Source organism: Solibacillus palustris, assembly GCF_022549215.1.
Taxonomy (GTDB): domain Bacteria; phylum Bacillota; class Bacilli; order Bacillales_A; family Planococcaceae; genus Solibacillus; species Solibacillus daqui.
The window spans coordinates 173,696-185,838 of the sequence record NZ_JAKZFC010000006.1 but is presented as its reverse complement, the minus strand read 5'-3'; the positions used below and the strand labels follow the sequence as shown (position 1 = coordinate 185,838).

Below are 12,143 nucleotides of genomic sequence, written 5' to 3'. Positions count from 1 at the left end.
GAACAGTCGGTTTCTATCCACATCCCTACGCAAGTGCTAACTTACAGGTTCAAAGAGTCAGCGCAATATCCGTGCGCAATCTCAGCCGACTTAATCGGCCCCCCTTGTGGTACATCTCGATACTATTGTTTGAACACACTCATTGTAGCCAATAATGTGACAATTTTCAACCTCTTTCTTTGAAACTATTTTTCACCTTTTCCGTATGATGAATTAAAAGGAGTGGATTTTTATGAATCAATCAAAGGGATTAAGTGCACTTGGCTATTTAAGCTTTTATTTTGCGCCGTTTATTTTACCACTTATCGTTTTTTTCGTGACAAAGGATGATTTTGTCAAACATCATAACAAACGGGCCTTTATTTCACAGCTATTTCCGATTGTTTTAGGTATTATTTACTTTATTTCATTTATCGTATTTGTAGTTACAGATAATAATATTTACGGACCGGATAACTTATTTGAAGGTTGGATTTTTATTGGTTTCATCATTTTGGCAGTCATTTCATTTGCGATTGCAATTTGGAATCTTGTGCAAGCCATTAAAGTATTACGCTAATGTTTAACATGGCCCAATTATTGGGTATATTTTTAATACAATTTCCGTTTCATTAAGGAGTGTCATTCATGAAGTTAAATAAAGTTATTAAAACAGCCATCAAATACGGACCGATCGTTTACCCAATTATAAAAAAAGTTCTCGATAATCGTTCAGCACCAAAACAACCAACCATACCACGAACTCCTAAAAAATAAAGAAACTAAGGAACTGTCCTAAAAGTGTTAACTTTTTGGACAGTGCTCCACTCATGTGTTAATTATCCGCTGTAGGCTGCTTTTCGTGGTGTTCGCAAGTAAAGAACGAATGCTAAAAACTTCAGGTCCTGTGACAACGCATTCGTGACTAGCTTCGTGCTAGTCTCAATCCTCGACGCAAAGGGCTTGTCCAGAAATTACTTTCCGGACAAGCCCTTCGTTTCTTTTACTTCACAATAATTTCAGTTGTACTATGACCTTCTTTTAACTTTTTCACTTGTAAAATCGCTGGCATTGCTGCTTTTAATTCGGCGACATGCGAAATAATACCGATAAGTCGTCCTGTTTGCTGAAGGTCGATTAAAATATCAATCGCACGGCGTAACGCCTCCTCATCGAGCGTACCAAAACCTTCATCGATAAACATCGTATCAATATGCACACTTCCTTGTACACTTTGAATAACATCCGCCATCCCAAGTGCCAATGATAATGAAGCATTGAATTTTTCGCCGCCAGATAACGTTTTCACATCACGTGTTTGCCCTGTATTGCTATCATACACATCAATGCTTAAACCACTTTGCGCATTACCCTCTTTACGTCCAGTAGATTTCAGGAAATATTGACCATTGGATAAAATCCGTAAGCGTTCATTTGCGGCATGCGTTACTTTTTCTAAATAGCCAATTTGTGCAAAGCGTTCAAAACTGATTTTCGCATCATTTTGACCACGCACAAGATCGTATACCTGCTCCATTTGCTGTAATTTTACTTTATAGCTTTCAATTTGGTCAGCGGATTGCTCAAGCTTTTGTAATGTTGTTATGCATTGTGTTACATAAGATTCCGTTTGTTTCATCGTTGCATATCGCTCGTCTTGTTCGTTATTTAAAGTTGTAATTTGTTGTTGGAGCTCTGTTAAATCCGCCAGCTGCTTTCCTTCAAGCTGCTCCTGGTCTTCAGTAATTTGCGCCGTTAATGTATGCAGCTGTTGCTTGTACGCTTCAAGCATCTGACGAATTTCATGCTGTGCTTGCTCTGCTAATAATGCTTGTTGATAGCTTTCTAGTGAGAAGTGTTCGTTTTGCAGAGCTGTTGCAAATGCAATATGTGCTAATTCATGCTCATGCTGCTTATCCGATAAATGATTCACCGCATGTAGCTGATTGACCTCACTTGAATTTTGCTGTAATTGAGCCTGTTGTAATGCATCGAAAGCTCGCTTTAACTCATTCTTTAATGATTGATGCTGCTGAAGTTGATTGGATAAAGCAATTTGAACTTCAGCAACTGTAGTAAATTGTGGTAACAATGATAGCTCACTTTGCTCAAGTTTGCCCTTTTCCTGTGCTAGCTGCGTCTGAATTTCTTGAACGTATGCCTGTCCTTTTTCAAGACGCCCTTGGATTACTTCACGCTTTTCGTTGAATTGTTCTAGCTGTGTGCGTTCAGTTGTTAATTGCTGTTGCTTTACTCGCAAATCTGCTAGATGTGTAGCTAATGTTTGTAGCTGTTCCTCATACTGTGCTAATGCCTCTAGCTGTAATTGCTGGCGTTGTATTTGATTATGCTTTTCAGTATTTGTTTGTTGCTCAATTTCAAGTTTTGATTGTACTTGATAATAGCTTTGGCGAGCTGCATCTGAATGTTGTCGCAATTGCTCTATTTGCGTGTCATCCACATGAAGCATTTCACTATTATGAATAGCTGGATGTTCTGTGCTACCACATACCGGGCAAGCATCCCCATTGTGCAATGAGGCAGCTAAAAAGGCGGCCTGATTGCTACGAATTTGTTGCTCTACCTCATGTAAGGCTTGCTCAGCTTTTGTTGCTTGCTGCTCCTTAGACAACGCATCAGCCTTTAATAGCTCTATGTTCATTTGCAGTTTTGCTGTCTCTTTTACAAGCTCAACATTGCGAGCTGCTGTGGCATGGGCTTCAAATGTTTGTTCATACTGTGCTACAGCCTGTTCAAGCTCTGTTACAACATTTTGTTGGTTTTGTTGCTGTAGCTTTAATTCAACCAATTCCCCCTGTAAATTATCATATAAGGTTTGTGCTTTACACTGCTGTGCCTTTAGCTGCTCGACATGATTGCGCTGAATATCAATTGTTTCATAAATAGGAATTATTTGTTCAAGCTGCGAAATATTTTTTGTATACGTTTCTAATAATACTTCATCCTTCTGCACGTTTTCATAGGCTTGTGTTGCCGTAATGAGTTGCTGCTTGGCTTGTTCGGATTCTAGTTTAGCCTTTTCTACTGCCGTCGTCGCTGACTGAAGCTGTGATTTTAGCTTAGATAATTCGCGCTCCAGTGGCTCAATTTGATGCGCTTTTTGTGCAAGCAGTAATCGTTCTTCCTGTATAGCCATTTCATTTTGTTGTTGCTGTAAACATGAAAGTTCGGTTTGACGTTGCATAAAGCGTTCAATACGTTCATTAATGAGCTTTTGCTCACTAAACTGTATATTTAACTTTGTTGCAAGTCCTTTTACTTGTTCATATTGTTGTGAAAGCTCGGTTGATTGTTGCTCATAAAAGCCTTGTTCTTCTATAAGCCCCTGTTTTATTTGATACATATTAATCGCATCATAGTTGATTGCGGCAAATAACGCCGATTCACGTTCTGGTAAACGCGATTTTATTTCTTGAATGGTATGGTCTTGCTGCATTTGTGCATGCTCGTACAATTTTTCTGCCTGTTTCTTTTTATCACGCAGTAGCTCTACCATTTTTGTAAAGCGCTCTGTTTTGAAAATTTTACGGAAAATCTCTTCCTTATGCTTAGACTCTGATGTTAAGAGCTTTTGGAATTCACCTTGTGGTAGCATCACAATTTGGTTAAATTGTGATTGCGTTAGACCAATTAATTCCTCAACCTTTGCTTGTACTAGCTTTACTTGGAATTTTTCAACAGCAGGTATTATCTGTCCGCCTGTTATATCATAAAACTCACGCTTTGCACGGTCTCCGTCATGACCAAACTTACGCCAAATACGGTATATACGGCCGCGCACCTCAAACTCTAGTTCTACCTCTGTATCTACTGTGATATCAGCAAAATCACTTCGTAAAAATAAGGATTTATCGCGGTCTTCACCGCTCCCTGCATCATATAGGGCAAATGTAATCGCATCAAAAATCGTCGTTTTTCCCGCACCTGTTGAACCCGAAACGACGAAAATGCCATGTTCATGCAACTGTGTAAAATCAATTACTTCCTTGTCTTTATAAGGACCAAATGCCGTCATGGATAATTTTAATGGCTTCATTTATTTACACCTCCTGCTTTTCGCGTTCGTTATCAAGTAATTGTTGGAGTACATTTGTATAAATTGATTTGATATCAGCTGTAAGTTCTTTACCTGTCATTTCACTATAAAATAACTCAAATAGCTCTGAATCGTCCATTTGTACACGATTCATCGTTGCTGATTGCTGCTCCATTTGTGCAAAAACGGCTAAGCGCTCGATGTGCAATGCATTTGGGTACACAGTACGAACAAGTTCTGCTGCACCTTTAACATAGCCTTCATCTTCTAGCTTCACAAATACATAATCGTCACTTTTCTTATGTTGTAAAATATCGTCTAAAAAGCCCGTTACAATCCGCATTTCACGTTTCGGTACTAGCAGTTTTTTCTCTACAGAAACCGTACCATCCAACGCTAAATCTAACATTAAAAAACCTTTTTTATGTGTCACTTCTGATTCTGAATATTTAAGTGGGGACCCTGAATATTGAATCGTTTCATTTGCAACAAAATGGGCTTGGTGTAAATGACCAAGTGCTGTATAGCAAAATGGCTCAAATAGCGCTGCATTTATGCATTCGGTACCACCAATCGTTAACTTGCGCTCCGAATCACTCGTGTTTAGTTCAGGCATACCATCCTTTGTAATAAAGGCATGTCCCATAATAATATTGCGCTTCGTCGAATCAAGCTTCCCTTTAATGTGTTCAATAATTTTTGCCATCGCCGCTTCATGTGTTGTAATCGAATCATCGTCAAAAAGAATGCGCACTGTTGATGGCTCTGCAAATGGTACTAAATAAAAATGCACCTCACCAAATTCATCATGCAAAATAACTGGCTCTATGTCATTTTCTAAATGACCAACTAAATGTAAGCCACTTGCCTTCATTAAATCACTACCAAAATTTAAACGTGTTGCGCTATCATGATTTCCTGCAATCGCAACTATAGGCGTTTTTTCGTCGATTAATATTTGCTTAAATATTTTATTTAAGAGTTGAATTGCCTCTGTTGGCGGAACAGAGCGATCATATAAATCACCAGCAATCATCACAACATCGGGCTTTTCAATTTTTATTTCCTCAATAAATTGTTGTAGAATGTACGCCTGATCTTCTGTCATCGCTACACCTTGTACAAGTTTTCCTAAATGCCAATCTGCTGTATGAAAGATTTTCATGAGTGACGCCTCCTAGTCAAAAGATCTTATTTTTAGTGTACATGAGTGCCATCAAAAACACCACAATATACGAATGCTCGTTCGTATATTGTGGTGTTTTGTTTATATAATTGATCAATTACGCCTCGGCGTAATTGCGTCCAGATTTTTTCAAGCTTGCTTGAAAAATTCACCTGAAAAATCTGTGACATCCGCCGGGGCTTGGGCCAACACGCTGTTGGTCACTCAGGTGTTGCCGCACGACGCGGCGTCCTTAGCCTGAGTTCCTCTATTCAGCCCCCACTTAGTAGGGGATTTCTATACCTGTCGCTTCGCTTTTGGTACAAAAAGAATTTGCTGAATCAAGTTAAACGTATATTGCTAATGGTGCTTTGACATTATGAATGGTTACCGTCTTACTTTGAATTTGTTCACGTAACTGTAGTATTTGTTCAAAGCTTTTTGGGTTAGGTGCTGGTAAATCGCTAGCCTGCAATTGTAACGAATCACCTTCGCTATAGCTTCGCAGTATCGCATTCGCCATTATTAAATAACCGAGTTGATTTGGATGTACATCATTATTATTCGTTAAATACTTCCCTCGATTTTCTTCGAAGCTATCATATACATCAACAAAGGTCATGCTTGCTCGCTTTGCCTCTTGCGCCAAAATATCATTCAATAATTTTAGCGCTGTGGCTGCTCCCCCTACTTGCTCTTGATGTACACTGACATACGGGAAATAGTAACCTACTACATATACATCTGCTTTTGGCGCAAGTTCACGTACAAGCAGCAGCAATTGAGCCATTTCTTCACGCACATTATTTAACGCCAAGTTTGCATTGAGTTGTGAAAAATTCAGTGTCCCTTGATTCGGATTATGCGCGATTAACGGTAATAAATCATTAGCACCTGCCGAAATGGTAATGACCGTGGCATCTTGAAGTAACAACTCGGCTTGCTCAGACTTAACAGTATCAATTACATCACTTACACGATATCCAGGGAAAGTAAGCTCTTTTGTAAAATGGGCTAGCTTCCCTTTCTTTTGAAGTTGCAATGCAATAAAATCCGTGTAACCCGCATCGATTTGTGAATACGGTGTTTGCCCTGCTGCTAAAGAATCGCCGAGCGCGATATATACTTCACGTTCATTTGCCATAGCTTGTGCTGGTAACAATAAACAAATTAGTAGCGCGAACAAACACTTGCGCATCACTTCACCTCGCCCATAAAAAATCATTTACATTTCTGCATACATTCCGTCTTAAGCGTTATTATTTTCAATTTGTTTCACATAGAAACCATTAGAAGTTAAAATGCCCAATTTCCTTTATGGAAGATTGGTTCGACTCTGCCATCTGCTAAAATTCCGTCGATATTCATTTCCGCACTACCAATCATGAAATCTTCATGCGTAATTGACGTGTTAATACCTAATGTCTCTAATTGTCCTTTTTCTAGCTCCTTACCACCTTCATAGCAAGTTGGGTAAGCTTCACCAATTGCCAAGTGGTTCGAGGCGTTTTCATCAAATAAGGTATTGTAATATAAAATATTCGACGCTGAAATAGGTGATTCGTGTGGTACTAATGCTACCTCACCTAAATATCGAGAGCCTTCATCTGAATCGATTAATTGTTGCAGTAAATCTTGACCAACCTTAGCTTCTGCACCAATGATTTTCCCTTTTTCAAATGTGAGCTTAAAGTCGTCAATAATATTGCCTTTATAAACAAGTGGTTTTGTATTAGAAACATAGCCATTCACGCCAAATTTCGCCGGTAATGTAAATACCTCTTCAGTCGGCATATTGGCAATAAATGTTGTATTAGCAGGTGTCTTGCTGCTACCGCTTTTCCATAAATGCTTTTCAGGTAATTCAATAGTTAAATCTGTGCCTGGAGCAGTGTAATGTAGTTTTGCATATTTCTTCGCATTTAACTGATCTGCACGCGCATGTAGATTCGTGATATGACCTTCCCAGTTTTCTACGGCATTGCCTTCTCCGATACGAACTGTTTTGAAAATTGCTTCCCATAAAGCTTCTACTTGCTCGTTTTCAGGTAACTCTGGGAATACTTTAGCTGCCCATTTTGGTGATGGCACAGCGATGATTGACCATGCAATATCGTCGTTCATAACTGCTTTACGATAGTTTACTAATGCTGTACCCGCCGCTTTTTGTTGTGCACCGATTTTATTAACATCAATCCCTGCTAATAAATCCGGATTTTCCGCGTCGATCCACAGTAATGCACCTTTACGCTCGATTAATTCTTCACGCTGTGCAACAGTCCATTTCGGGAAATTCGCAGTTTCTTCAACTGTAACATTTTCATAATAGGCACGCTCGAAGCTTGCATCTGTTAAGTTGACATGCACACGCCCAGCGCCTGCCTCATAAGCTTTCTTTACAACGATACGTGTGAAATCTAACGTATCAGTAGAAGTGTTGATTAATAAATATTGACCCTTTTGAACATTGACACCAATTTTAACGGCTAACTCAGCAAATTGCTCTAATTTTTCTTCAAATGTCATCTGCTATTTCCCCTTCTTCTTACTGAATGTCATACCTTTTTTACCTGTTTTTGATTGATACGTTTTTTTATCTGCTTTTGTCGCTGGAGCTGTTGATGCTTTTGAAGCAGTTACCGTTTTTGCATTGCCTTCAATGAATTCACCACGGCTCCATACTTTTTGCACACCTTTTAATGATAATTCGCGCAACCATTTTTTATACGTTTTTTCATCTTTATAAGAAAGTAATGTTAATACTTCACCATCTGCACCTGCACGACCTGTACGACCCGAGCGATGTGTATATTGTTCAATCGTGCGTGGTACATCGACATGAACAACATGTGTTAAACCAGAAATATCTAAGCCACGTGCCGCAATATCCGTTGCGATTAAAATTCGCGCCTCGCCATTACGGAATGCATCCAGTGCTTTTTTACGCTCATCTTTTTTCATATCTGAATGCAATGCTACAATTGGTGCATCCCTATATTCAAGCTTACTTTGCTTCATTAATACTTGGTCGATATTATTGACGAATGCTAACCCGCGCACGCCTTCAATATTCGCTAAGCGGCGTAGCATATCCGTTTTGTCTCGCTCTTCCACTTTAACGAATGAATGTACGACTTTACCGAATTTTACCATGTCTTCTGGATTGATTTTGATTGCGACTGGCTCAAACATTAAGCGTTCTGCTACAAGTTTTATTTCCTCTGTAATCGTTGCTGAAACAACTACCACTTGACGCCCGAAAGCCGCACCCTCGATGAATGATTTAACAACAACGCGGTACTCACGGCTCAATAGTTGATCGCACTCATCTAAAACAATAGTTTCGATTTCTTTTAATTTTAATTTTCCTTGGCGCACTAATTCATTTAAGCGTCCTGGTGTACCAACAACAATTGTTGGCTTTTTCTTTAGTTTTTCAATTTGTCGGGCTGAGTTCGCACCACCGATTAATTGTTGAACTGTAATATCTGTGCCTTCTGTCCACTGACGGATTACCTCAACAATTTGCATCGCTAATTCTTGTGAGGGTGCTACGATTAATGCTTGTGTTTGCTTTTTTGAACCGTCTACTTTATTTAAAATAGGTAGTGTAAAAGCTAATGTTTTCCCCGAGCCTGTTGGAGATTCTGCCACAATGTCTTTTCCGTCAAGCATTGCTGGAATCATTTCTTCTTGAATTTTCATTGTCGTGTCAAACGACCATTTATTTTGAAGTGTTTCATTTAGTAAATTGATAACTGACATATTGTTTTACCACCTTTTATTCATTGTTTTCAGTGTACCATATTCCATGAACGTTGGTGTAATTTGCATATAGCCTAACATACTAAAAACAGAAGAAAAACCTGAACATACAAACGTTCAGGTTCACCAATTTACACATGTTCAATTATTAATGCAATTCCTTGCCCACCGCCAATGCAAAGACTGGCAATGGCATATTGACCATCTCGACGTTGCAGTTCGTAAGCCGCCGCTAAAATAATGCGTGTCCGGGAAAATCAACCCCATGTTTCGTAGTTGAATCATTAAAATAGATTTCATTACATATTCGTTCTATTTTATTTCTAATTGGCTCCATGTGCGTTGAATATTTTGCTTTCGCTCATCATCTAAAAATACATCACTTTCCATTAATGCTAATATATAAGCCCCGACAGCTCCACTAACATTTGGTTTCTTCACTATTAGTTTTGGATAATTATTGGAGATAATTTGAACAAAATCTCGGTAAAACGACTCATCCGAAAACAGCCCTCCATGTAATACTAGCGGTTTCATAATATCCATTCGTTCATAACCCGATTTGACTAATGCAAGCAGTGCCTCAAGAACAGTTGAAATAATAGTCTTTGCGACATCATCTTCCTCATATGCATTGATGACAATTTTACTTACGGAAGAAATGACCGTCACAGGATTTGAACTACTGTAAATGGTTGTGATTAATTCTTCAGTATGCTTCACTTTAATGAAATCTAAAATTGCTTTTTGAAAGGGCCTTAACGTTACATTTTGGTCCTGTGCTTGTAGAATTGAACGAATTGCGAGCTTTCCTAAATGATAGCCACTGCCCTCATCACCTAATAAATAGCCCCAGCCCCCTATGCGAAAACTTTTCTTTTGATACCATCCAAATAAAATAGCACCCGTACCTGCAATCATAAGTGTTCCTTCGCGACCCCAAGTACCAGATGCTAGAGCGGCATGAACATCACTTTGTACCTGTAATTTCTTTTGAATAGGGGAATGTTGAAATGCCTCATAAATTTTTTGTTGCTCACCTTGTCGATCAGCACCTGCTAAAGCGGCAAAAATCACTTTAACTGAACTCAATTCAATATTCGATTTTACTAATAAATGCTCAATAATATGATGGATTCGTTCGACTAGTTGCTCTATTGTAATAGCTGTTAAATTTCCTGACTGTCCGTAATATACTGCCAGTAATTGACCATTGTTATCGCCAATTACAGCCGATGTTTTCGTTCCTCCTCCATCAATCCCTATCCAGTATGCATCCAACATATTATCACCTTATTTATTGACATGATCGAGCGCAATGAGATTATGCACAATTCTACGCAACCGCTGAATTTGACAAACCCGTCCAAAATGAACACGATTCGTTAATAAGACAATCGCTAACTCCTGCCCATCAGAAACCCAAATGGATGTGCCCGTAAATCCTGTATGCCCAAAGCCATCTTGTAAATACTGCCCCGAAAATGAGGGTTGACTATATAATTGCCAGCCCAATCCCCTTTGTTCATCATGCTTCTTTGAAAAACTTTGTTTACTTAACCGCTTTGTTTTCTCAGTAAAAATCGATGTTTTCCCTTTCATAAATGCCTGTGCAAATCGTATTAAATCGGGAGCAGTTGAAAACAAGCCTGCATGACCGCTTACTCCACCAAAGTGAAGGGCATTTTCATCATGCACCTCTCCCCATTGATAGTCTTGTAAATAATCACGATATTCTGTAGCTGCTACGCTTTCTTTTGCAATATTCTTTGGATTAAAAAGGGTCTGGACCATTTTAAGAGGCTTAAAAATGTTAATATTTGCAAATCGATCTAATGATTCATTCGTAATTTTTTCGATAATAATTCCTAACAAAATATAGTTTACATCACTATAAATAACCGCCGAATCAATCGGTTTCCTAGTAGAGATGCTCGCAATTCGTTCAACAACCTCATTATAAGAAACAGGCTCTCTATAAAACTTAATCTCTGATTGAAAGCCACTTGTATGGGTCAATAAATGTCGAACCGTAACACCAGCATGAAAAAAGGCTAATTCAGGAAAATAATACGAAATCGCATCGTCTAAATCTAGTTGACCTGCTTCAAGTAATTTGAAGATGGATGCTGCTGTTGCAACTACCTTCGTTAACGAGGCACAATCAAAAAGGGTGTCTTCCGTCATAGCAATTTGCTTTTCACTATGCGCCGTGCCGAAAGCCTTGCAATAGATCATTTCCTCACGATTCGCGATTGCTAAAACGGCTCCAGGGATGTACCGTTTCTTTACTGCATTCTCTATAAATCCCTCAACTCGTGTATATACCACCTTGTAGACCTCCTACTTGATTGCACCTTCCGTCATTCCTTTTACAATATGACGTTGGAATATCGTATAGAAAATAATGACCGGAATAACAGCAATACATAAACCTGCAAATAATACACCCCATGCACTATCATATTGGGCGTCTACCTTTAATAAGTTCATAGCTACCCCTAACGTATTTTTACTTTCCGTCTGTAATAAAATGAGGGCCATGAAAAATTCATTCCAATAGGATATAGCATTTAATATCGTAACCGTTATAATTCCTGATTTAATAAGTGGAGTCACAATTTTAAATAAAATCCCATACGGACTCATACCATCTACTATTGCTGCTTCTTCTAATTCTTTAGGCACATTTCCTATAAAACCAATCAAAATGAAGATGGTAAATGGTACATGAGAGATTGCATAAACAAGAGATAACGCCCACAAATTATCTAACAAATTAAATTTCATTAACAAAAAGAATAATGGAATCCATCCTAAAACGGCTGGAATCATCATCGAAGCTAGATAAACATTGATAAGTACCTCGCCTAATTTCGAACGAATTCGCTCAAGTGCATATGCTGTAGGAATGGATAAAAGTAATGTTAAAAGCGAGCCAAGCACTGTAACAAAAAAACTATTTAAAAATGCACGCCCGATATTATAATCATTCCACGCACTTTCAAAATTAGAAAAATTAAACGTTTGAGGCAATGCCCATGGCGATGTAAAAATTTCTGCATTGGATTTAAATGCGCCCATAAACATCCAAACTAATGGAAAAACAACGACAAATGCCCATAAAATTAAAGGGATACGCACTAATATTTGTGATATCATTTTCATTGCAATCCC

At 38.5% G+C, this 12,143-nt stretch carries 10 protein-coding genes, 1 pseudogene and 1 riboswitch; of the genes and pseudogenes, 2 read left to right on the top strand and 9 right to left on the bottom strand.

Features of this window, described 5'->3' with window-relative positions; genetic code table 11:
- Positions 1-5 precede the first annotated feature (5 nt).
- Positions 6-115, bottom strand: a riboswitch (TPP riboswitch).
- Positions 116-232: 117 nt separating this feature from the next.
- On the top strand, positions 233-559 hold the full coding sequence (locus tag LZ480_RS15165) for a DUF4870 domain-containing protein (RefSeq protein WP_241370385.1): 327 nt from the start codon (positions 233-235) through the stop codon (positions 557-559).
- 68 nt (positions 560-627) lie between these two features.
- A complete protein-coding gene (locus LZ480_RS15160) occupies positions 628-756 on the top strand; it encodes a hypothetical protein (RefSeq protein WP_241370384.1) in 129 nt (42 codons plus the stop codon).
- 226 nt (positions 757-982) lie between these two features.
- Here LZ480_RS15160 and LZ480_RS15155 read toward each other — a convergent pair whose 3' ends face one another.
- The 9 genes and pseudogenes from LZ480_RS15155 to LZ480_RS15115 form a co-directional block, all read right to left on the bottom strand.
- On the bottom strand, positions 983-4,036 hold the full coding sequence (locus LZ480_RS15155) for an AAA family ATPase (RefSeq protein WP_241370383.1): 3,054 nt from the start codon (positions 4,034-4,036) through the stop codon (positions 983-985).
- A gap of 4 nt (positions 4,037-4,040) precedes the next feature.
- Entirely contained in the window at positions 4,041-5,201 is a 1,161-nt protein-coding gene (locus tag LZ480_RS15150) for an exonuclease SbcCD subunit D (protein WP_241370382.1), read from the bottom strand.
- Positions 5,202-5,547: 346 nt separating this feature from the next.
- Positions 5,548-6,399, bottom strand: coding sequence for an SGNH/GDSL hydrolase family protein (locus LZ480_RS15145; protein ID WP_241370381.1), 852 nt, complete (start codon positions 6,397-6,399; stop codon positions 5,548-5,550).
- Positions 6,400-6,497: 98 nt separating this feature from the next.
- Positions 6,498-7,727 (bottom strand): aminopeptidase, encoded by a 1,230-nt coding sequence (locus LZ480_RS15140; protein WP_241370380.1) that lies wholly within the window; start codon positions 7,725-7,727, stop codon positions 6,498-6,500.
- 3 nt (positions 7,728-7,730) lie between these two features.
- A complete protein-coding gene (locus LZ480_RS15135) occupies positions 7,731-8,966 on the bottom strand; it encodes a DEAD/DEAH box helicase (RefSeq protein WP_241370379.1) in 1,236 nt (411 codons plus the stop codon).
- 131 nt (positions 8,967-9,097) lie between these two features.
- Positions 9,098-9,220 (bottom strand): annotated as a pseudogene (locus LZ480_RS15130) (acetyl-CoA C-acyltransferase); the annotation flags it as partial.
- A gap of 58 nt (positions 9,221-9,278) precedes the next feature.
- On the bottom strand, positions 9,279-10,250 hold the full coding sequence (locus tag LZ480_RS15125) for a BadF/BadG/BcrA/BcrD ATPase family protein (RefSeq protein ID WP_241370378.1): 972 nt from the start codon (positions 10,248-10,250) through the stop codon (positions 9,279-9,281).
- Positions 10,251-10,259: 9 nt separating this feature from the next.
- Entirely contained in the window at positions 10,260-11,297 is a 1,038-nt protein-coding gene (locus LZ480_RS15120; protein WP_241370377.1) for a serine hydrolase domain-containing protein, read from the bottom strand.
- Between the two features lie 12 nt (positions 11,298-11,309).
- Positions 11,310-12,134 carry a carbohydrate ABC transporter permease gene (locus LZ480_RS15115; protein ID WP_241370376.1) on the bottom strand — a complete coding sequence of 275 codons (825 nt, stop codon included), beginning with the start codon at positions 12,132-12,134 and terminating at the stop codon, positions 11,310-11,312.
- Positions 12,135-12,143: the final 9 nt, after the last annotated feature.

Coding starts and splice junctions, on each gene's coding strand:
- LZ480_RS15160 (WP_241370384.1), top strand. CDS start 628: ATGAAGTTAAATAAAGTTATTAAAACAGCCATCAAATACGGACCGATC.
- LZ480_RS15125 (WP_241370378.1), bottom strand. CDS start 10,250: ATGTTGGATGCATACTGGATAGGGATTGATGGAGGAGGAACGAAAACA.
- LZ480_RS15145 (WP_241370381.1), bottom strand. CDS start 6,399: ATGCGCAAGTGTTTGTTCGCGCTACTAATTTGTTTATTGTTACCAGCA.
- LZ480_RS15140 (WP_241370380.1), bottom strand. CDS start 7,727: ATGACATTTGAAGAAAAATTAGAGCAATTTGCTGAGTTAGCCGTTAAA.
- LZ480_RS15150 (WP_241370382.1), bottom strand. CDS start 5,201: ATGAAAATCTTTCATACAGCAGATTGGCATTTAGGAAAACTTGTACAA.
- LZ480_RS15115 (WP_241370376.1), bottom strand. CDS start 12,134: ATGAAAATGATATCACAAATATTAGTGCGTATCCCTTTAATTTTATGG.
- LZ480_RS15165 (WP_241370385.1), top strand. CDS start 233: ATGAATCAATCAAAGGGATTAAGTGCACTTGGCTATTTAAGCTTTTAT.
- LZ480_RS15155 (WP_241370383.1), bottom strand. CDS start 4,036: ATGAAGCCATTAAAATTATCCATGACGGCATTTGGTCCTTATAAAGAC.
- LZ480_RS15135 (WP_241370379.1), bottom strand. CDS start 8,966: ATGTCAGTTATCAATTTACTAAATGAAACACTTCAAAATAAATGGTCG.